We start from the raw sequence: 18,940 nt of genomic DNA, 5'->3' as shown, positions 1-18,940 counted from the left end.
CTCACTAAATAGTCTTTATGTCCATTATATCAAGTTTGTGAACTTTTGGGAATTATTTATACTAACACTTTTAAATCACCAATGAGTCCCCAAAAGTTTGTAGCGACTGTTTTGAATGTCAAGCGATCGCTCACAGTTTAAACTGATAAAGTGCGATAGCGAAGCGCGACCTAGGAATCGCTTGTTGCTTGGATTGATAAATTGCGATCGCTTGTAGGTTAAATTGATAAAGTGCGATAGCGAAGCGCTCCGCAGGAATCGCTTGTAGGTTGAATTGATAAATTGCGATAGCGAAGCGCTCCGCAGGAATCGCTTGTAAGTTAGATTAATAAAGTGCGATAGCGAAGCGCTCCGCAGGAATCGCTCGTAGGTTAGATTGATAAATTGCGATAGTGAAGCGCTCCGTAGGAATCGCTTGTAGGTTAGATTGATAAATTGCGATAGCGAAGCGCTCCGCAGGAATCGCTTGTAGGTTAAATTGATAAAGTGCGATAGCGAAGCGCTCCGCAGGAATCGCTTGTAGGTTAAATTGATAAAGTGCGATAGCGAAGCGCGACCTAGGAATCGCTTGTAGGTTGGATTGATAAGGTGCGATAGCGAAGCGCTCCGCAGGAATCGCTCGTAGGTTGGATTGATAAAGTTAAAATTAGAAGTGACTGCGTGAGGACAACTTGATGCAAATTACCCTGAACCTACCTGATAGCTTCAGTGCGATCGCTCGTAGGTTAGATTGATAAAGTGCGATAGCGAAGCGCGACCTAGGAATCGCTTGTAGGTTAGATTGATAAAGTGCGATAGCGAAGCGCGACCTAGGAATCGCTTGTAGGTTGGATTGATAAAGTGCGTTCAATTGTACCGTTATACAGAAAAATTCTGGATAAAACCAAGGGAAGAATTCTATCCGACTTTGAATTGAGTAAGCGGATATTATCGTATAATTTTTTCATGTATGACGATACCTGCCGATTTCTTGCCGAAAATTTCTCTGCTGACTTTGCCAGTTGGCTTTTGGGTGAACCTGTCACCCTGACACAAATCCAACCCTCGGAACGCGCCATGAGTTTGATGTCATCCGATTGTGGGAACAACCTGCATCACTTTTCCTGCAATATCCTGGGCTGATTCCCTTTGCGGTTTTGGGTGAAAGTGTGAATGCCGAGGAAACGTTGCGCCAAGTAGCTAAAAGGGTGGATCAGATTGTAGACCCTACAACAAAAGCAAACCTGATGGCAGCATCAGGGATTTTGGCTGGGCTAAAATTAGAAGATGAGATCGTTTATCGCATACTACGGAGAGACATCATGCAGGAATCCACTGTTTATCGTTCGATTGAAAGAGATGCTCGGAAAGAGGAGAAGCGGGCGATCGCGCTTAATCTTCTACGCGGTGGCGTGGCACTCAATCTTATTGTATCTTCCACAGGTTTATCGATCGAGGAAGTTCAACAGATTCAGCAGCAACTGAATGAGTCTGCAAAAAACTAAACTTGCTCGTAGGTGGTGTTAGGAAGTGCGATAGCGAAGCGCTCCGCAGGAATCGCTCATAGGTTCGATTGATAAAGTGCGATAGCGAAGCGCTCCGCAGGAATCGCTCATAGGTTGGATTGACTAAGTGCGATAGCGAAGCGCGACCTAGGAATCGCTCATAGGTTAGATTGATAAAATGCGATTGCTTGTAGGTTAGATTGACCAAGTGCGATAGCGAAGCGCGACCTAGGAATCGCTTGTAGGTTAGATTGATAAAGTGCGATAGCGAAGCGCTCCGCAGGAATCGCTTGTAGGTTGAATTGATAAATTGCGATAGCGAAGCGCGACCTAGGAATCGCTCACAGGTTAGATTGATAAAGTGCGAGTTCGCCACTTACACCCTGACCAAATGCGAAAAACCCAATAACAGCTTAACCAAACCTACAGTTTTAAATACATCAGCCAAAAAATAATTTAATCATCATAATTCTACCCAATTCTCTAAACTTAAACCCTCAACTCTGTCCAAATCACTATCATTAGAAACCACAATTAAATCTTTAAGAATAGCAGTAGCAGCGATTAAAACATCTTCAGTTTGAATTGGTACACCCCTTAATCTCAAATTAGCATGAATTTGAGCAGCTTTTTCTAAAATTGCTAAATCATCTAAGAAAATAATCGGATATTCTTGACAAAATTCCTCAAATCTTGCTCTTTGTTTTGGTGCATCAACCGCTAAAAAACCTCGCCTAATTTCAAAATAGGTGATACAACTAATAAAAATCTTTTCTTCCTTAGACTCACTAATTGTAATCTTGTGAAGAATTTGGGAATTTTGTTTGAGTGCTAAAGAAACAATATTAGTATCTAATAAATAATTCATAAATTTTCTATTTTCTTTTAACTGCATCATCAAAAATTGCCATTTGTTCAGGAGTAAAATCCTCTCCTATTTTAGCCAAAAGGTGTAGAGCCATGATACCACTACAACGCTTTTTAAGACTTTCTTCTGATATCTGACTAAATTCTTACAAAGAAAAGTTTTCTTTAAATACTTTTACTAAATCTTGAACCATTTTCGTATAATTTATATCCTCTTTAAATAAAGGACGTTCTTCCATTAAAATAGCAACAACATTCTCAATTCTCTTAATTATTGATTCTTGTTTCATATCAGTTGATAACATAATTATTACCTCACTAAATAGTCTTTATGTCCATTATATCAAGTTTGTGAACTTTTGGGAATTATTTATACTAACACTTTTAAATCACCAATGAGTCCCCAAAAGTTTGTAGCGACTGTTTTGAATGTCAAGCGATAGCGAAGCGCGACCTAGGAATCGTTTGTAGTTTGGATTGATAAAGTGCGATAGCGAACGCATTGCGTCCCGGAGGGAACTAGCGCGACCTAGGAATCGCTCGTAGGTTAGATTGACTAAAGTGCGATAGCGAAGCGCTCCGCAGGAATCGCTCGTAGGTTAGATTGATAAAGTGCGATAGCGAACGCATTGCGTCCCGGAGGGAACTAGCGCGACCTAGGAATCGCCGGTAGGTTGGATTGATAAAGTGCGATAGCGAAGCGCTCTGTAAGAGTCGCGCAACGGTGACTTTCAGTTCGCTTTTTTCTATTGTCATAGAACTCGAAAAATCAAGTACAATTAATTTAGTGCCAACATAACATCTAATATCATGAATAACCTTCTATTAAATAGAATAACAATTAACCATGATATTTGTCATGGTAAACCCTGTATTCGTGGATTGCGCTATCCGGTGGAAATGATCTTAGAACTTTTGAGTTCAGGCATGAATATTGATGATATTTTAGAAGATTATGATGATTTAGAATACGAAGACATTTTAGCAGTTCTCAGCTTTGCTACTCGACTTACTCAAGTTAAAAGTATTCTCCAATTAGTTTCATGAAATTCTTGATTGATGCTCAATTACCAATGCGAATTGCCAATTTATTAGATAACTTAGGTTATGATGTTATACATACCAAAAATCTTCCTTTAAAAAATGCAACTCCAGATTCGGAAATCAACAAACTATCAATCCTGGAACAGAGAATTGTTATTACCAAAGATAAAGATTTTTTAGATTCTTTTTTAATCAAACAAGAGCCTTACAAATTACTACTAATAACCACAGGTAATATTAGTAACAAACAAATTGAACAACTTTTTCTACAAAATATCACTCAAATAATCGAATTGTTTTTGACCTATGATTTTTTAGAAATGACTAGAGATAGTTTGATTATTCATTAGTGCGAGTTCGCCTGTTGGGGAAGTGTAATCAGCGATCGCTTGTAGGTTAGATTGATAAGGTGCGATAGCGAAGCGCGACCTAGGAATCGCTTGTAGGTTAGATTGATAAGAGGTTGTTTGAAAAGTATCAGATGAAACCCATAATCTCCAAAAACCTAACCCCCCTGCCCCCCTTCCCTACCAGGGAAGGGGGTTTTCAAAGCCTCTCCCCGCGTCGGGGAGAGGTTTGGAGAGGGGTCAATTTATACATTCAAAACTTTTCAAACACCCTCTAAGGTGCGATAGCGAAGCGCGACCTAGGAATCGCTTGTAGGTTAGATTGATAAGGTGCGATAGCGAAGCGCGACCTAGGAATCGCTTGTAGTTTGGATTGAGCAAGTGCGATAGCGTTCGCATTGCGTCCCGGAGGGAACTAGCGCGACCTAGGAATCGCTTGTAGGTTAGATTGATAAGAGGTTGTTTGAAAAGTATCAGATGAAACCCATAATCTCCAAAAACCTAACCCCCCTGCCCCCTTCCCTACCAGGGAATGGGGTTTTCAAAGCCTCTCCCCGCGTCGGGGAGAGGTTTGGAGAGGGGTCAATTTATACATTCAAAACTTTTCAAACACCCTCTAAGGTGCGATAGCGAAGCGCGACCTAGGAATCGCTTGTAGTTTGGATTGATAAGGTGCGATAGCGTTCGCATTGCGTCCCGGAGGGAACTAGCGCGACCTAGGAATCGTTTGTAGGTTGGATTGATAAAGTGCGATAGCGAACGCATTGCGTCCCGGAGGGAACTAGCGCGACCTAGGAATCGTTTGTAGTTTGGATTGATAAAGTGCGATTTTCCCAACCAGTTTCTACTAATAAATAATGATCATTTTTTTCATCTAACACCACTTCCACCTTCACCTGTTCATCATTATCAAAAAAATCAGCATATTCTTGAATAACATTTTTAATAATCTGACGATATTGATTAGTTAAAGAATCCATTTAAGTTTAAGATTGCAATAAACGAGTAAATCCTTCTTGCTCAAAATGTTTATCAGTAGTCAACGCTTCCCTAATTCCTTTCTTCCGCATCAACACAAAACTGATAGCATCACACAAAGAATATGTTTTATCTTGTCGAACTAACAATAAATCCATTGCTTCCCGATGTAAAATTTCATCAACCCAAACCATCTCTACATTTGGATTTTCCATTAATTCCAACGAATACATTAACACCGTTGAACGAGGAAAACGTCGAACTAATGACAAAGCTATCAACTCAGCGAGAACATAGTTATGTGTGATAAAACGACCGTTATAATTAGAAATTAATTCAACTGCTGTTTTGTGTTGAGCTTCATCTTGATGAAGAAAACAGAGCAACCCTGATGTATCAAGTAACACAATTATACCCTATAAATTATTATCATAAGCCTTAGCCAGATCAGCATCAATGCCTTCATTATCTATACCTGTAGCGTAACCGAGACTAATTACACCAGCATAGCCAAGCAAACGCTGACGTGCTTCCTCACTATCAGATTGAGGACTAACTAACAAGCTATATTGACGATTTAGAGAAGTTGCAACTAATTCGGCTACTGAAACTCCCACTGCTGTAGCTTGTTGTTGCAAAACTTTATAAACGTCATCATTCAGTTCCAAGGTTAATACTTTACTCACGATTTTTAAGCTACCTTAAATAACGTTCTAGTAATTATAGCTTTTTTCTCCATGAGAACTCAGAAAAATAACGCATAATTAACCATTAACCAGACAGAGAAAAAACACAATGAACAAACAACCCCTCTGCATCGGAGTCTTAGGTTTTGGTAGACTTGGCCAAGCATCCGCAAAACTCCTATCCAGCAAACGCGAAATGATCCTCGTAGCAGTGCGATCGCTCATAGGTTGGATTGACCAAGTGTGATAGCGAAGCGCTCCGCAGGAATCGCTTGTAGGTTGGATTGATAAAGTGCGATAGCGAACGCATTGCGTCCCGGAGGGAACTAGCGCGACCTAGGAATCGCTTGTAGGTGGATTGATAAGGTGCGATAGCGTTCGCATTGCGTCCCGGAGGGAACTAGCGCGACCTAGGAATCGCTCAAATTAGACTTATAAAGCAAGATCGTTTATAATATACTGAATAGACAACATTAGACAACCATTCCAGCATAGGAGCTATCTATGTTGTTACAAGAACTTAAAGAACAGATATTCAAAAGAGGTAAATAGTTATGCAAAGTATGAGAGTGCGATCGCTAATTGGTAAAAATGGACTTTTACAAATTCAATTACCCGAAACAACAGAAGGAACGGAATTAGATATTATTCTTGTTTATGAATCAGCATCACCAACAAAAACAACAACAAAATTGAGTGATTTTTATGGTTGTATTCAAGATGAAACATTTATCAGACATCCACAGCCAGAACAAGCAGAAAGAGAGCTATTTTGATGATTTATCTGCTAGACACTAATGCCTGTATTATTTATCTCAAGGGCAAAAACTTTCATTTAAAACAAAAGCTGGATAATATCCCACTTTCAGAAATTGCTGTTTGTTCAGTTGTGAAGGGTGAATTATTTTACGGATCAATTCGTAGTGCTAACCCAGAGCGTAATCTGACGTTACAGCAAGGATTTTTGAGTCAATTTGTGTCTTTGCCATTTGATGACCAGTCTGCTAGAATTTTCGGAGAGATTCGCGCCTAACTTGCTGCTAATGGAACACCTATTGGAGCTTACGATTTACAAATTGCTGCTATTGCTTTAGCGAATAATTTGATCTTAGTTACCCATAATACTAAAGAATTTTCACGCATTCCCCAACTACAATTGGAAGACTGGGAAATAGATATTTTGTAATCTTTTAACTGTAAGCATTACAGCTATCAGTGCGATAGCGAAGCACTCCGCAGGAATCGCCAATTGATTTTAAGTTTAATCAGCGAACTGACAAGTCAGCGCTTACGCGATCGCCTTGCGTTAGTAAGTGCGATAATTGAGTCATTGTAAAATCAGCCAACTTTCGGTTAATTAATTAGTTTCTTCTCTCAGTTACTCGTTGATCATTCCGAGTCACGTCTAATTCTTCACGACGAATAGTATCTTCCGCTTCAACTGTATCCTGTTCAACTATTTTCTTGATTTTTACTCCTCCTTCACCTAAATCAGCTTCAGTTAGTGATACAGTTTTAATACCCGTCTCTGCACTGGCGTGTTCAATGACTATGCGTTCTTTCTGAACAGGTACAGAAACTGTTACCATCTCAGTATATAGTTGCTTACTAATAGTTACTTCTCCTGTCTTCACACGAGATTTATTAGCTACTAAACGTTCTTCATATAGTTTCAGGTTTTGGTGATCCTGCTCATTCACATTGTAAAGATTTGGTTCTTCCTCATACCTATATGTATTCCGTTCAACAGGAACAGCAGGAGTAACTATTGTGCGCTCATGAGAAACTAGTGGAGAATCTACAGCTATCGGTGACTCTAGCGGTGTTGATGACTCTAAAGGTTCTTGTGCTATTGCTGGACGATAAACACCCCGCACCCGTTCCTCATAGTCGTAATCAATTTCTTGCAGATCTTTAAAATCTGGTAAATTTTCTACCTGCTGCTTTGTCAGCTTATTCGCGTACACCCGACGTTTATCATAGTCAATTCGGGAACGTCCAATTGGTAACAATACTTGTCTACCAAAAAACCAAAACCCTGTGTCCACAACTAAATAACGCAAACGCCCTGAATCATCTACTAATATGTATTTAATAGTGCCAACTTTATCATCATCTATGTCTGAATAGACATCAAAATGCTTAATCTTTTCAACTTCACTGTCATCCAACCCTGGACTATCATAGTTAGAGTCAGGAGTAAAGTCTTCAATTTTGTATAAAGCCATATTCATTTAGCTCCAAACAGCTATACTTATAATTTTAAAAATAAAATTTTTTACTTCTTCTTTCTAAAGAAGGATATTAATATCAATAAATCTTGCTGTTCTGGTGGAAATGTATTATCAGGATATCCAGCTACAATTACGAAGTTGATATGTTTTTAAATGGGCCAAACAGGGAATGATTAGCTAGAATGATCAGACAACAGGCGGAACAAGCTTTATAATTGTGAGTTTGCGCCGTCCGATGATAGAATCAATCAGCCCAACGCACAATTGGCGTAACTCAAGCCAGAGGCGCGGATACTCAAGTTTTGAGTATTAAGTTAGGTAACAGGGAACAGGGAACAGGAAAAAAGTTTACCAATGACAACTGACAACTGACAACTGACAAATTTCTGTTAAAAATAGACATATACATAAACCAGATTCGAGATTGCCTACGGCACGCTACGCGAACAGGAAGACCTATAGAATGACTTCAGAACAAATAGTTAGACGTTCAGATATATTAAACACTCAGGTAATCACCCGCGACAACGGTAAGCGGTTAGGTATCGTGAGTCAAATTTGGGTTGATGTTGATCAAAGAGAGGTTGTGGCACTAAGTTTGCGAGACAGCCTGATCTCTATTTCTAGTTTGCCTCGCAATATGTATCTCAACACCATCAACCAAATCGGTGATGTCATCTTAGTTGATAACGAGGATGTCATCGAAGATGTAGAAGTGGAGATTCTCAGTAACCTGATGAACTGGGAAGTAATCACCGAAACAGGTGAAGTTTTAGGCAAAGTAAGAGGCTTTAAATTTAATGGCGAAACGGGTAAAATATACTCTATCGTCATTGCCTCCTTGGGATTACCCCAAATCCCCGACCAGTTTTTGAGTACCTATGAACTATCCATTGATGAAGTAGTCAGCACCGGACCTAGTCGGTTAATTGTGTTTGAAGGTGCTGAAGAAAGAGTAAACCAGTTAACTGTGGGCGTTTTAGAACGGCTGGGAATCGGTAAAGCCCCTTGGGAAAGAGATGCAGAAGAAGAATTTGGCTATAGCGCCCCTCGGACAGTTGCACCCAGTAATCAATTACCTAGTGGTGTTCCTCTCCAACCACCTCGTCCCAAAGTCCGCATTCCTGAACCCATAGCCCAAGAAGAGGAATGGACGGAAGACTATGTAGAAGAAGAAAGACCCCAGCGTCAGGTGATGAAAGCCCGTTCCTACGAGTCAATTCAGTATGAAGAAGACGAAGAAGATAACTGGAGTGATGCAACGGTAAGAGATAGTTATCAGGAAGCCCCCAGAGCGGAAGCCAAACCTGCCAAAAAGACCTACGCTGACCAGTATGATGACTATGATGATGATCTAGACGGTGATGCCTGGGATGATGCACCAAAGCCTGTAAATATTCCCAAAAAGGTTAAGGAACGACAAGTGGAATACGAAGAAGAAGGCGGATATTAAGTTTTGTAAACTCCCTCTACTATAAGTAGCTACGGTGTACACACAAGTTATCGAATCACCATTATTCCTCAAATTACCCCACCTTAACCCTCCCCGATGCTTTGGGGAGGGAACTAATTTTTCCGGTTTCCCCCCAAAGCATCGGCTACCGTGTACACACATCCTTACCCAAAGCCAGTTTTCCACAACGAGAAAGAATTTATTAATTGGTGCAACACCAACTAAACGAGAGATTTGCTTCAATACCTCAGCCAAATTATGAACGGTGAGATGATACAGCACTTCCTGATGTTATGAGGTACAAAGTTTCATCGCCAATCCTGTAGGGGCGCAGGGTCTGCGCCCTTAATTATGTTTAATTCTGATTAGTCCATCTTCATTAGGGATATTTTTAGGCTGGTTAGTTTATCAAATATTTCCAATATTTGCAAATCGCTAAACCTGCATTTAGATATTCTTCTTCTGTGATAATTCCCTCTTTAAATATTTCTTTTAAAGTCCTGGGAGAAGGTGGTTTTGGAATTACGTATCAAGCACAACATACACTTTTAAAGTCACGGCTACACAGGCAAAACCCGCCTGCGCGGGTTTGAAAACCTTGATTTTCCGTGAGTCCGCGCAGGCGGACTTTGTTTGTATAGCCGCGATTTCTAATCGCCAGGGCTTGGTGCTGTGCAAAAATGAACATAATTATATTTTAGGCATTTGTAACCTATGGTTTGGCAAAAGGGGTATAAATTACAGGGTGGAAGATACGTTATTGAAAAAGTCCTGGGAGAAGGTGGTTTTGGAATTACGTATCAAGCACAACATACACTTTTAAAGCAGTGGGTAGTTATAAAAACGCCGAATGAAATCCTAAAAAATGATTCTGAATATCCCAATTATGTAAAAAGATTTATTCAAGAAGGACGCAAATTAGCACAACTTTCTCAACAACCACACCCGAATATTGTTCGTGTAACAGAATTATTTGAAGATAGTAAAACATATTGTTTAGTAATGGACTTTGTACCGGGTGAAAGTTTATTTAATTTAGTCCAAAAACAGGGAGCATTACCAGAATTAGAAGCAGTAGGATATATAAAACAAATTGGAGAGGCTTTAATTTTTGTTCATCATCAGGGTTTAGTTCATCGGGATGCACACCCTGGTAATATTATGGTACAAAAAAATGGTAAAGCTGTTTTAATTGACTTTGGTATTGCTGGGGAAATAATGCCCCAAGATGGATATTTTACTTCTCATCATCCCGCTAATATTGCCTTTGCACCCTATGAACAAATGGGAGGTAATAGACAAGTAACGATTGATGTTTATACTCTTGCTGCTTCTTTATATTATGCAGTTACAGGTAAACGTCCTGAAAGTTCGCTGGATAGAAAGTTATATAATAAGCCTTTAATTCCTCCTAATAAATATATTGTTGGTATTAGTAATGAGTTGAATCTGGCAATACTCAAAGGAATGAATTTAGAAGCAGAAAATCGTCCCCAATCTATGAGACAATGGTTAAAGTTATTGCCTGATTTTAGTAATCAGGTTTATCAGGTTAGTCAGAAAATAGAACATCAAACAATTAAGACTGAGAAAACATTTCCTGTTATTGTAGGTGCTAATAATTCTCTAAAAGCAAGGGTTAAAATAAATAATATTCCTTGTTTACAATTAGGATGTATTGGTTTTTACCATTTAGTTTGTGGCTTTTTATTTGGATCATTTTCGACTAATCCTAAGAATGACTTAGCAAAACTGATAATTACTATAATTATTTTTCCTAGTATGGTATCTGGTGGTTCTCAATATGATGCTGACAAAACTGTGCGTTTAGTTGTTATTTTTGGACTTGTTTCCATATGGGGTGTTTGTCCGGTTTCCTTTTCGTCTAATCTTCATCATATTTTCTCAGAATCGATTTTGACAGGTATGTTCTTCAGTTTTCCTACGGGTTTGTTTGTACCTTTATCTTGGCTAATGACTAAACACTACGGTTGGTCGTCAGCTTTGCCTATACCTATATCATTAGCAATATTTCTATTATTTACTGTAGTCGCAGCTAGTCAGAGTTGGACTACTGTTTTTGCCTATATTGGGGTTTGTATTTTTAATATTCTACTTTCCTTAATTTATATTTATGCAAATGAAGAGTTAGCCAAATCTTTCAGAAAATGGCATCAATTTTTAATCATACTTGCCACATCTTGGTTAAGCATATTTTTAGGCTGGTTACTTTATCAATTCTTCCCAATATTTGCAAATGGCTAAACCTGCATTTAGATCCCCGACTTCTTTGATAAATTATCATTATTTACAAAAGATTAAATTAAGAAGTCGGGGATCTTTCCTTTGTGTTATAATACAAATCGAATATTGCTAACTTTATTAGTAACCTATCGCAATGACAAATAAAACCATGAAAAACAAAGAATTTTATGTAGTAATTGAAAGAGATGAAGATGGTATGTATATTGGTGAAGTTCCTCAACTAAAAGCCTGTTATAGTCAAGGAGAAACTATTGATGAATTAATGAAAAATATTAAAGAAGTTATTGAAATGTGTTTGGAAGAATTAGAAGAGGAATTAACAACAGAATTTATCGGTGTGCAAAAAGTAGTATTATCATGACTAAATTACCAACAATTACAGGAGAAGAACTGATTGCTGCATTAGAAAAAGCAGGTTTTTATATAGTCAGACAAAAGGGAAGTCATGTAAGAATGAAACATGAAGATAATCGAGTTGTTTCTATTCCTTCTCATAGTGGTAAAACTATCGGCAAAGGTTTATTAGTAAAAATAATTCGAGATGCAGATTTAACTAAAGATGAACTGATAGAGCTTTTAAATTAGGGATCTACCGTTCCTTTTATGTAAAATAATATTTATTGTAGGTTGGGTAGAACGAAGTGAAACCCAACATTTACGGTAGTATAGCAAAGTGTGTTGGGTTTCGTTCCTCAACCCAACCTACTGAATATTAATAAGTCAAAATTAAAAATTGACAAACTTTTGTTATTAACTCCGTTTTATCAATCATTTCCTTTAATTGAAATTGATTATAGTATATAATAGAACAATTAAAACTGCGAGGTGAATTTATGGTAACTTTAGCACCTACTCACAGCGACACTCACACCAGTAGCGTTATCCTCCATAATATTTCTTGGAATACTTTTGAACGAATTTTATTAGAAACTGGTGGCGATCGCCATAACAGGTTTACTTATAATCAGGGAATCTTAGAAATTATGACTCCATTAATGCCCCATGAACATAATAAAAGATTGATAGAAAAAATAATTGATACTTTAGTTGAAGAGTTAAATCTCAATGTCAAAAGCACTGGTTCATTAACTTGTAAAAGAGAAGATTTAGCTAGAGGTGTAGAACCTGATTCTAGTTTCTATATTCAAAATGAACCAATCATGAGAAATAAAACCAGTTTAGATTTAACTCAAGATCCCCCACCTGATTTAGTAATAGAAGTTGATTATGCTAGTTCTTCTATTGATAAATTACCGATTTATTTAGCTTTAGGTGTTCCTGAAGTTTGGCGTTATGAAGAACCTGTGATGCAAATTTATAGTTTATCTGAGGATAAATATATTTCTTGCAATGGTTCACCAACCTTTGCGAATTTACCTTTAAATACAGAAATCCCTCAGTTTTTAGCTTCTAGTTTACAAGTGGGTGAAGTGTCAATGATTAAGAATTTTCGGAGTTGGTTAAAAACACAAATTTCCTGATTAAATTAAGAAGTCGGAAATCTGGGTATTATGTTTTTTAAGGTTGAGTTATACCCAACACGGCTTATTTGTTTGGCTGACAGACCCACCCTAAAATGAATTATGGCTTACGCCACGCTACGCTATCAGGGCTAATAGCTAAAGTTTACTAAAGTAAACTAAACAAGTTCAAAAATTTTCTAGTTCTTTTAGTCATCTTCAGATGACTTCTGCTATGAGACTGGGAATTCATTCCTAGTCGGGTTATGGATTTTACGTTAAGTTGACACCATTAAGCATTGCTAAACCCCTACCAATCTAGGGTTTTCGTGATTTTACTTTCATTCCATGTCTCAACCGTTTTGAGTTACTTATTGCTCGGCTTTTATTGCTCAGGGGGTACAATAATATGATTTAATGGTAAAAAGGCAACTTCTCGATTAAACAGAATTTTGAATTATTATGGATATTTCACCTAATCAATCATCAACTCAATTTTTATCTTCGGAAGAATCCGCTCAAGTTGACGCGGCCTTGTTGTCTTCTCCTGAGAAGTTTTTAACTAGACTGACAATTTCTTCTTTGCGGATTTTACAACATATTGCTAAGGAATATGATGTTTCTATTGAGGAATTGACGACAAAGCAAATTATTACTTGGTTTGAAATTGATGCGAAAGTTAGAAGAGAGAAGGGAATTGAGGAAGCGTTTTTGAAGTGGTAGTAAATAATCCGTCATTCATAGACTGCCAGCTTTTTGATTGCAATGCCTTGAAACAAGCGGGATAACTACTAGAATTAGCGAAAGCAGACTAATTCTATTAATCTGTCCATTGCTTGCTTGTCTATTTGTTGCGTCGCAGTTTCAGACTCTTTAACCTGCTCTTGCTGAGAAATTAGAGCAATATATTCATCAAAATTGACTCCTCTGTTTTCAATTCTTTGACGTAATTCAGGCTCGTCCATTAGTATAAGCAGAAAATCTTTAAGAACAAGCTTTGTATTCCATTGTCTAGCAGCCCATACTTCATCGGCTTCTTCTTTCCCAAAAGTACCCACAAATTGGTTATAGAATTCATGATCACTAATCTCTTGATCATGAGTAAGTCCAGCATGAGCATATTTCAAATCATCTTTCATTTCATCAAGTAAAGGTTCAAGCTCATTCTGGATTAAACTTTTATCATCTGGTTTGGAAGTATTTTCAACCTTACCCAAGACTTGAGAAGTATATGTTAGCTTTTCCAAGAACTCAAGTAATTTTCTCTCGGATACTTTTATCTCTTCCGTTTGTCTAATGTTATTCCAATCAATAACTGCAACCCAAATATTCTCTTCTTCAGAATATTTCACTATTCCATCTACTTCTAAGTCTTCGCTATAAAAAGTCAGTGATTGACCATCTTTTAATTCAATTTTTTGCCTGGCTAAATCATCAATAGTACCAATACAATTTAAACGAAGACAATCCTGTTCATCAGCGTTATTAAAATCAGCAAAAACTCTCAATCTATTACCTACAAGTTTTTGTTGGTTATTATCTTCCGGCGATTTTAAAGAATGTGCTGGTGTGTTCATAGATAACCTCCATGACTATTGTTGCTTTGGTTTAGGTATTGTAGGTGTTAGAAGATTACTGATTTGTTCTGGAGTTAAACCAGTTAGTGTTGCATGATAACCTCTTCCAGAAGTTCTAATTACATCACCACATGCTTTACGAACTTCTCCCACTGTTGTAACACCTATTTGCCCATGAGGAATTACTTTTACTAATTCCTCTATTGATAATCCTACCTCACATTGTATGGAAATTCCTATTATTCCACTGGGATGAGTACCTATTCCCATTTGGATATCTTCTGGACGGTTGCGGCCTCCTCGCACTACTAAGGCTTCATCTGGTATTTTTTCCACAGGCTTAAACTTGAAAAATCATGTACCTTAGACTTAGAAAAGATAGAATAACATATATTTCGTGTATCAACTAATTTTGTATAAAAGTTGAAATAACAATATGGCAATCTCTGATACCCTGCAAGAATCAAAGCTTTCGCGTCTAGGTCCTTGGTTGAGTAGTTTCCGTGGCGATTTGACGGGAGGATTAACAGCAGCAGTAGTAGCATTACCTTTGGCTTTAGCTTTTGCTGTAGCCAGTGGAGTCGAACCAAAAGCGGGACTCTATACTGCTATTGTTGCGGGAATTGTGGCGGCCATTTTTGGTGGTTCTCCAGTCCAGATTACCGGACCAACGGGGGCAATGGCCGTGGTTTTGGTGGGAATTGTTGCTAAATACGGGATTGAGAAAGTTTGGATTGCGGGGGTAATGGCGGGAATTATCCAAATTGCTTTGGGTGTGGCCAAACTCGGACAGCTAGTGAAGTTTATTCCCTACCCAGTGACAGCAGGTTTTACTAATGGGATTGCTGTCATTATTTTTTGTGGTCAATTAAATAATTTCTTTGGGTTAAAATTACCCCGAAGTGAACATTTTTTGCCGGGAGTTTGGCAAAGTTTAACTCATGTAGAAGCTTTAAATTGGGCAGCAGTGGCACTGGCAATTGTGGTAATTGTCACTACAGTTTTGTGGCCAAAAATTAATAATACCATACCCAGTTCTTTGGTGGGGTTGGTGTTAGCGACGGGAATAGCTACTTATTTCCATCTGAATGTTCCCACAATTGGCGCAATTCCCCAATCTTTACCCATGCCCCAAGGGATTCCCCACTGGAATGATTTTAGTGTAATTCGAGAACTAATTAATCCAGCTTTGGCTTTAGCCGCATTGGGAAGTATAGAATCTTTATTATCAGCGGTGGTGGCTGATGGGATGACGGTCAGTGAGAAACATAATAGCGATCGCGAATTAATTGGTCAAGGGTTAGCAAATATCATTGTCCCATTTTTTGGTGGTATTCCTGCCACGGGGGCGATCGCGCGAACTGCTGTTAATGTCCGTTCTGGTGGCAAAACCCGACTTTCTGGAGTAATTCACGGCGTGGCATTAGCCATTATTGTTCTCACCTTAGCACCCTTAGCTGCCCAAGTTCCCCTAGCCGCATTGGCAGGAATTCTCATGGTGGTGAGTGTGCGAATGATTGAATGGGAAGCCATTGGCTTGTTAATGCGGGCTACCTATTCTGACTTTGCGGTGATGATTTTGACTTGGTTGGTGACAATCTTATTTGACTTAGTTCTCGCGGTGGAGGTAGGATTAATTGCTGCCGGTGCTTTGTTCATCAAACGCATGAGCGATTTGAGTTTGGTGAAGATTCCCGAAACCGAAGTATTCCCCCCCGGAACTTCGCTAGAATTAGGGAAAGAAATTGCTGTTTATCGAGTAGATGGTCCGGTATTTTTTGGGGCTGCGGAGAGATTTGCTACCTTTATTCGAGATGAACCAGAGGTAAAATACTTAATTCTGCGGTTGCGGTTTGTGCCAAATATGGATACAACTGGGTTAGTGGCTTTAGAGGATATTTACCACGACTTAGAACGCCATAATTGTCGTTTAATTCTCACAGGTTTACAACCGGAAGTTAAACAACTGCTAGAACGTTCGGGATTATTAAAAACTATTGGTTTGTCCAATTGTTTTGAAACAACCACAGATGCTATTTATTCTATCTCTCCTCAAATTATAGAATATTCGCAACCAGGGGCAATTGATTTGAAATCACAAGAATTAATGGAATTAAATGACTAACTCAGAGGGAACAGGGAACGGGCGACAGGGAACAGGAAAAACTCATGTTTAAAAACATGAGATTGAAATAATGACACTGTTTTTTTCGTGCTACGCATCTTTTAAAAACATCCTTTTTTTGACTGAGCTTTAAACTCAGAACTAAAGTTTCTTATTTGTTCCCTGTTCCCTGTTCCCTGTTCCCTGTTCCCTGTTAAGAGTTCCCTTCTTTTGTAAAACATGAATAAAAATATCAATCAATGTCTTTGCTGTTCTAGTCGTCGCCATTTTCTTAGATCTTTCCTGCCCGCAGCAGTGGCATTTACTGTTCTGCAATCAGCGACACCAGCAAAAGCCACAGTCAATCAATCCCAAGCTTTAGTTCTGAGTTGTATTGACTTCCGGTTTTTGACAGCAGAACAGTCTTTTTTAAGGAATAAAAATCTCACAGATAAATATGATTTAACAGCTTTAGCTGGTGCTTCATTAGCTTTAACCGGATTTCCCCACAAATCTGATGCTGAAGCATTTTGGGATCAGTTAGATATATCCTATAAACTCCATCATATCAACACAGTTATTATTATTGATCATCAAGATTGTGGGGCTTATGCAATGATGATTGATCCTAATTTAAGCAAAGATACAGAACGAGAGTTGCAAGTACATACAGATTATTTAAATCAAGCTTATTCATCAATTTGCGATCGCTATCCTGATCTTAAAGTTGAACTGTATTTTGCAACTCTCAATCAAGGAGAATTCCAACAAATTTTACCAAAACTTTAAAAATGGAACATCTTTAATCCTTTCAATCAAGAATTGTAATTATTAGTTCTAGAGGTGGTACGTGCGCCGGCAACTGCTCCTACTAAAGCAGTAAGTAAACCTAATAAAGAACCAAAAACATAAAACCACAAAGTTCTCGAAGTAGCAGCAGCAACATCACGAGTTTGTTCAGCAGTTAAGATCGGTGCATTTGGTGCTATGACATTACCTTGTTCCTGTAGTTGATTAATAACTTGTGCTGCATTATAAGCCACTACCCCAAAAGCACCCCAGACTCCATTTGCTAATAGAAAAGAGCTAAGTGCTAAAGTTGTTGCCCAAAGAATTGCCCCGTTGAGTATTGCTGTATCTCGGTGCATGGGTCCACAAGCACGGGTAGTGATCCAAGCACCAATAAATAGGGATAGTAATAATGCAATTGTTGACCAAATTCCGACATTACTAATAATAGTAGGGGCAACTGTTCTTGGTGCTAAGGATTCAGCAATTCTCCCTGCACCAAGGGCGCTAAAAAATGAACTCAATATTAATTGAGTTGCTAAAGCCACTAACACACCGGAAACTATTGGACCCCAGCGCACTCTGTCCCGATATTCAGTGACTCTACTAGCTATCAAAGATTCAGAAGGACTTATTTCTTCACCAACTCGATTTACGTATGACATAGCTATTTTCTCCCTTGCTATTGCGGCAAAGTTGCTGATGTTTTCGATTTTTGATATTTTTCCTGAAAAATCTTTGGTTTTGGATTTTTTCTTATAGCAGTTATCTTTAGGGTGCAATACAATCGAGTGCGGGAAACCCCCTACAGGCTTTAGGATTTGCTGACTGTATCTCACCAAGAGTGCATACCGCTATAAGTAATTGGACAAAAATATTTACAGTCATTGCGAGGGAAGGGAAGCAATCACAACCCTTGGAATTGCTTCATTTCACTTCGTTCCCTATGGCTAACGCTACGCTAACACAATGACATTGTGTAATTAATTCTGTCTCACTACTTATCAAATCTTTTTTATGCCCATGTTTAAAATTAAATCGCTAATTATAATTCTCAATCTCTATCAACAGAAAGAGTTGTTTACCCTTTCTTTAGTTATAAATTGGCTAGATGAAAAATGTTTAAAAATGGCAAAGTTATCAAAATATTAACGAATTTTGACGGCTGTTCCTGTGGCTGTAATTACTAATAAAACACCAGATTGATCAACGTTAATTGTCCCAGTATCAACAGCAATACCGACAACAGCATCTGCGCCTAAACGTTGCGCTCTTTGTTCTAATTCCTCCATTGCTTTCCGCTGCCCTTCTTCAAAGAGACGTTCATAGCTGCCAGTGCGTCCACCAACAATATCCCGAATACTCGCTAAAAAATCCCGGAGAAAATTGCTACCATAGACAACTTCTGCTGTAACAATACCTAAGTAGGATTGAATTACAGCACCTTGAATCACATCAGTAGTAGTTAAAAGCATACATTTATGGAGAAATTAGATGACTATTACCAAATTCAGGGAGAACCCTCGTTCCACGCTCCATTATACCTGCAATTTTGTGTAATTTATCAGTATTGGTTGGCGAAAGGATTAATTTATGGCTATAGTTATGAAGATGTCAAGTAATTTTAATAAATTATTAATATTCTATAAATG

23 protein-coding genes and 3 pseudogenes are annotated in these 18,940 nt (G+C 38.3%); 15 read left to right on the top strand and 11 right to left on the bottom strand.

Annotated features, from left to right (window positions below; genetic code table 11):
* Window positions 1-809: 809 nt before the first annotated feature.
* Window positions 810-1,058, bottom strand: a complete 249-nt coding sequence (locus IQ228_RS27365; RefSeq protein WP_370566828.1) for a hypothetical protein — start codon at window positions 1,056-1,058, stop codon at window positions 810-812.
* A gap of 18 nt (window positions 1,059-1,076) precedes the next feature.
* Between IQ228_RS27365 and IQ228_RS06060 the strand changes: the two genes are divergently transcribed.
* Window positions 1,077-1,484, top strand: coding sequence for a hypothetical protein (locus IQ228_RS06060; protein ID WP_370566827.1), 408 nt, complete (start codon window positions 1,077-1,079; stop codon window positions 1,482-1,484).
* Between the two features lie 463 nt (window positions 1,485-1,947).
* Here the strand turns inward: IQ228_RS06060 and IQ228_RS06055 are convergent, their stop codons facing one another.
* Together IQ228_RS06055 and IQ228_RS26485 are read right to left on the bottom strand one after the other, a co-directional pair.
* The gene (locus IQ228_RS06055; RefSeq protein WP_027402407.1) at window positions 1,948-2,352 is read right to left on the bottom strand and encodes a type II toxin-antitoxin system VapC family toxin; all 405 of its coding nucleotides are present in this window, start codon (window positions 2,350-2,352) and stop codon (window positions 1,948-1,950) included.
* Between the two features lie 145 nt (window positions 2,353-2,497).
* The gene (locus tag IQ228_RS26485; RefSeq protein ID WP_228043720.1) at window positions 2,498-2,656 is read right to left on the bottom strand and encodes a hypothetical protein; all 159 of its coding nucleotides are present in this window, start codon (window positions 2,654-2,656) and stop codon (window positions 2,498-2,500) included.
* A gap of 505 nt (window positions 2,657-3,161) precedes the next feature.
* On the opposite strand from IQ228_RS26485, the gene IQ228_RS06045 reads away from it, so the two are divergent.
* Together IQ228_RS06045 and IQ228_RS06040 are read left to right on the top strand one after the other, a co-directional pair.
* Window positions 3,162-3,398, top strand: coding sequence for a DUF433 domain-containing protein (locus IQ228_RS06045; RefSeq protein WP_015080100.1), 237 nt, complete (start codon window positions 3,162-3,164; stop codon window positions 3,396-3,398).
* Window positions 3,395-3,745: a DUF5615 family PIN-like protein gene (locus tag IQ228_RS06040; RefSeq protein WP_027402409.1), complete on the top strand. Its 351-nt coding sequence runs from the start codon at window positions 3,395-3,397 to the stop codon at window positions 3,743-3,745. Before IQ228_RS06045 ends, IQ228_RS06040 begins: the two co-directional genes overlap by 4 nt.
* A 788-nt stretch (window positions 3,746-4,533) precedes the next feature.
* Here IQ228_RS06040 and IQ228_RS06035 read toward each other — a convergent pair.
* Genes IQ228_RS06035 through IQ228_RS06025 form a run of 3 tightly spaced genes read right to left on the bottom strand, consistent with a single transcriptional unit; the run spans window position 4,534 to window position 5,406 of the window.
* Window positions 4,534-4,722 (bottom strand): element excision factor XisI family protein, encoded by a 189-nt coding sequence (locus tag IQ228_RS06035; protein ID WP_080683860.1) that lies wholly within the window; start codon window positions 4,720-4,722, stop codon window positions 4,534-4,536.
* A gap of 6 nt (window positions 4,723-4,728) precedes the next feature.
* The gene (locus tag IQ228_RS06030) at window positions 4,729-5,127 is read right to left on the bottom strand and encodes a type II toxin-antitoxin system VapC family toxin (RefSeq protein ID WP_027402410.1); all 399 of its coding nucleotides are present in this window, start codon (window positions 5,125-5,127) and stop codon (window positions 4,729-4,731) included.
* A gap of 9 nt (window positions 5,128-5,136) precedes the next feature.
* Window positions 5,137-5,406: a hypothetical protein gene (locus IQ228_RS06025; protein WP_027402411.1), complete on the bottom strand. Its 270-nt coding sequence runs from the start codon at window positions 5,404-5,406 to the stop codon at window positions 5,137-5,139.
* Between the two features lie 109 nt (window positions 5,407-5,515).
* Between IQ228_RS06025 and IQ228_RS06020 the strand changes: the two are divergent.
* The 3 genes and pseudogenes from IQ228_RS06020 to IQ228_RS06010 form a co-directional block, all read left to right on the top strand.
* Window positions 5,516-5,638: pseudogene (locus IQ228_RS06020) on the top strand (saccharopine dehydrogenase-like oxidoreductase); the annotation flags it as partial.
* Between the two features lie 322 nt (window positions 5,639-5,960).
* A complete protein-coding gene (locus IQ228_RS06015; RefSeq protein WP_015080101.1) occupies window positions 5,961-6,182 on the top strand; it encodes a hypothetical protein in 222 nt (73 codons plus the stop codon).
* Window positions 6,182-6,592: pseudogene (locus tag IQ228_RS06010) on the top strand (type II toxin-antitoxin system VapC family toxin). Before IQ228_RS06015 ends, IQ228_RS06010 begins: the two are co-directional and overlap by 1 nt.
* Window positions 6,593-6,767: 175 nt before the next feature.
* Here IQ228_RS06010 and IQ228_RS06005 read toward each other — a convergent pair.
* Window positions 6,768-7,634, bottom strand: coding sequence for a DUF2382 domain-containing protein (locus IQ228_RS06005; RefSeq protein WP_027402413.1), 867 nt, complete (start codon window positions 7,632-7,634; stop codon window positions 6,768-6,770).
* 140 nt (window positions 7,635-7,774) lie between these two features.
* Between IQ228_RS06005 and IQ228_RS26480 the strand changes: the two are divergent.
* From IQ228_RS26480 to IQ228_RS05975, 7 genes and pseudogenes are all read left to right on the top strand, one after another.
* Window positions 7,775-8,005: pseudogene (locus IQ228_RS26480) on the top strand (hypothetical protein); the annotation flags it as partial.
* A 98-nt stretch (window positions 8,006-8,103) separates the two neighbouring features.
* Entirely contained in the window at window positions 8,104-9,093 is a 990-nt protein-coding gene (locus IQ228_RS06000) for a PRC-barrel domain-containing protein (protein ID WP_027402414.1), read from the top strand.
* A gap of 714 nt (window positions 9,094-9,807) precedes the next feature.
* On the top strand, window positions 9,808-11,358 hold the full coding sequence (locus IQ228_RS05995) for a serine/threonine-protein kinase (RefSeq protein ID WP_193962412.1): 1,551 nt from the start codon (window positions 9,808-9,810) through the stop codon (window positions 11,356-11,358).
* 133 nt (window positions 11,359-11,491) lie between these two features.
* Window positions 11,492-11,719 carry a type II toxin-antitoxin system HicB family antitoxin gene (locus IQ228_RS05990; protein ID WP_201769137.1) on the top strand — a complete coding sequence of 76 codons (228 nt, stop codon included), beginning with the start codon at window positions 11,492-11,494 and terminating at the stop codon, window positions 11,717-11,719.
* Entirely contained in the window at window positions 11,716-11,943 is a 228-nt protein-coding gene (locus tag IQ228_RS05985; protein ID WP_027402417.1) for a type II toxin-antitoxin system HicA family toxin, read from the top strand. The genes IQ228_RS05990 and IQ228_RS05985 overlap by 4 nt, the downstream gene beginning before the upstream one ends.
* Window positions 11,944-12,191: 248 nt before the next feature.
* The gene (locus IQ228_RS05980) at window positions 12,192-12,839 is read left to right on the top strand and encodes a Uma2 family endonuclease (RefSeq protein WP_193962411.1); all 648 of its coding nucleotides are present in this window, start codon (window positions 12,192-12,194) and stop codon (window positions 12,837-12,839) included.
* 441 nt (window positions 12,840-13,280) lie between these two features.
* Window positions 13,281-13,541 carry a hypothetical protein gene (locus tag IQ228_RS05975; protein WP_027402419.1) on the top strand — a complete coding sequence of 87 codons (261 nt, stop codon included), beginning with the start codon at window positions 13,281-13,283 and terminating at the stop codon, window positions 13,539-13,541.
* A gap of 74 nt (window positions 13,542-13,615) precedes the next feature.
* On the opposite strand, the gene IQ228_RS26475 is transcribed toward IQ228_RS05975, so the two are convergent.
* Both IQ228_RS26475 and IQ228_RS05965 read right to left on the bottom strand, forming a co-directional pair.
* The gene (locus IQ228_RS26475) at window positions 13,616-14,395 is read right to left on the bottom strand and encodes a hypothetical protein (protein ID WP_228043719.1); all 780 of its coding nucleotides are present in this window, start codon (window positions 14,393-14,395) and stop codon (window positions 13,616-13,618) included.
* Between the two features lie 15 nt (window positions 14,396-14,410).
* Entirely contained in the window at window positions 14,411-14,731 is a 321-nt protein-coding gene (locus tag IQ228_RS05965) for a hypothetical protein (RefSeq protein ID WP_027402420.1), read from the bottom strand.
* Between the two features lie 100 nt (window positions 14,732-14,831).
* Here IQ228_RS05965 and IQ228_RS05960 point away from each other — a divergent pair, with 100 nt between their 5' ends.
* Window positions 14,832-16,520, top strand: a complete 1,689-nt coding sequence (locus IQ228_RS05960) for a SulP family inorganic anion transporter (protein WP_193962410.1) — start codon at window positions 14,832-14,834, stop codon at window positions 16,518-16,520.
* Window positions 16,521-16,739: 219 nt separating this feature from the next.
* Complete coding sequence (locus IQ228_RS05955; protein ID WP_027402422.1) at window positions 16,740-17,288, top strand: carbonic anhydrase; 549 nt, start codon at window positions 16,740-16,742, stop codon at window positions 17,286-17,288.
* Between the two features lie 26 nt (window positions 17,289-17,314).
* On the opposite strand, the gene IQ228_RS05950 is transcribed toward IQ228_RS05955, so the two are convergent.
* Window positions 17,315-17,953 carry a hypothetical protein gene (locus IQ228_RS05950; RefSeq protein WP_027402423.1) on the bottom strand — a complete coding sequence of 213 codons (639 nt, stop codon included), beginning with the start codon at window positions 17,951-17,953 and terminating at the stop codon, window positions 17,315-17,317.
* Between the two features lie 483 nt (window positions 17,954-18,436).
* Window positions 18,437-18,763, bottom strand: coding sequence for a YbjQ family protein (locus tag IQ228_RS05945; protein WP_027402424.1), 327 nt, complete (start codon window positions 18,761-18,763; stop codon window positions 18,437-18,439).
* Between the last annotated feature and the right edge of the window lie 177 nt (window positions 18,764-18,940).

The organism is Dolichospermum sp. LEGE 00246 (assembly GCF_015207865.1).
Lineage (GTDB): Bacteria > Cyanobacteriota > Cyanobacteriia > Cyanobacteriales > Nostocaceae > Dolichospermum > Dolichospermum heterosporum.
Note: the sequence above shows the minus strand (reverse complement) of the source record. Positions and strands in the feature narration are given on the sequence as shown.

What these genes read in the sequence shown, in the direction of transcription:
- IQ228_RS27365 (WP_370566828.1), bottom strand. Translation starts at nt 1,058, where the DNA reads ATGGCGCGTTCCGAGGGTTGGATTTGTGTCAGGGTGACAGGTTCACCC.
- IQ228_RS06055 (WP_027402407.1), bottom strand. Translation starts at nt 2,352, where the DNA reads ATGAATTATTTATTAGATACTAATATTGTTTCTTTAGCACTCAAACAA.
- IQ228_RS26485 (WP_228043720.1), bottom strand. Translation starts at nt 2,656, where the DNA reads ATGTTATCAACTGATATGAAACAAGAATCAATAATTAAGAGAATTGAG.
- IQ228_RS06045 (WP_015080100.1), top strand. Translation starts at nt 3,162, where the DNA reads ATGAATAACCTTCTATTAAATAGAATAACAATTAACCATGATATTTGT.
- IQ228_RS06040 (WP_027402409.1), top strand. Translation starts at nt 3,395, where the DNA reads ATGAAATTCTTGATTGATGCTCAATTACCAATGCGAATTGCCAATTTA.
- IQ228_RS06035 (WP_080683860.1), bottom strand. Translation starts at nt 4,722, where the DNA reads ATGGATTCTTTAACTAATCAATATCGTCAGATTATTAAAAATGTTATT.
- IQ228_RS06015 (WP_015080101.1), top strand. Translation starts at nt 5,961, where the DNA reads ATGCAAAGTATGAGAGTGCGATCGCTAATTGGTAAAAATGGACTTTTA.
- IQ228_RS06005 (WP_027402413.1), bottom strand. Translation starts at nt 7,634, where the DNA reads ATGGCTTTATACAAAATTGAAGACTTTACTCCTGACTCTAACTATGAT.
- IQ228_RS06000 (WP_027402414.1), top strand. Translation starts at nt 8,104, where the DNA reads ATGACTTCAGAACAAATAGTTAGACGTTCAGATATATTAAACACTCAG.
- IQ228_RS05995 (WP_193962412.1), top strand. Translation starts at nt 9,808, where the DNA reads ATGGTTTGGCAAAAGGGGTATAAATTACAGGGTGGAAGATACGTTATT.
- IQ228_RS05990 (WP_201769137.1), top strand. Translation starts at nt 11,492, where the DNA reads ATGACAAATAAAACCATGAAAAACAAAGAATTTTATGTAGTAATTGAA.
- IQ228_RS05985 (WP_027402417.1), top strand. Translation starts at nt 11,716, where the DNA reads ATGACTAAATTACCAACAATTACAGGAGAAGAACTGATTGCTGCATTA.
- IQ228_RS05980 (WP_193962411.1), top strand. Translation starts at nt 12,192, where the DNA reads ATGGTAACTTTAGCACCTACTCACAGCGACACTCACACCAGTAGCGTT.
- IQ228_RS05975 (WP_027402419.1), top strand. Translation starts at nt 13,281, where the DNA reads ATGGATATTTCACCTAATCAATCATCAACTCAATTTTTATCTTCGGAA.
- IQ228_RS26475 (WP_228043719.1), bottom strand. Translation starts at nt 14,395, where the DNA reads ATGAACACACCAGCACATTCTTTAAAATCGCCGGAAGATAATAACCAA.
- IQ228_RS05960 (WP_193962410.1), top strand. Translation starts at nt 14,832, where the DNA reads ATGGCAATCTCTGATACCCTGCAAGAATCAAAGCTTTCGCGTCTAGGT.
- IQ228_RS05955 (WP_027402422.1), top strand. Translation starts at nt 16,740, where the DNA reads ATGAATAAAAATATCAATCAATGTCTTTGCTGTTCTAGTCGTCGCCAT.
- IQ228_RS05950 (WP_027402423.1), bottom strand. Translation starts at nt 17,953, where the DNA reads ATGTCATACGTAAATCGAGTTGGTGAAGAAATAAGTCCTTCTGAATCT.
- IQ228_RS05945 (WP_027402424.1), bottom strand. Translation starts at nt 18,763, where the DNA reads ATGCTTTTAACTACTACTGATGTGATTCAAGGTGCTGTAATTCAATCC.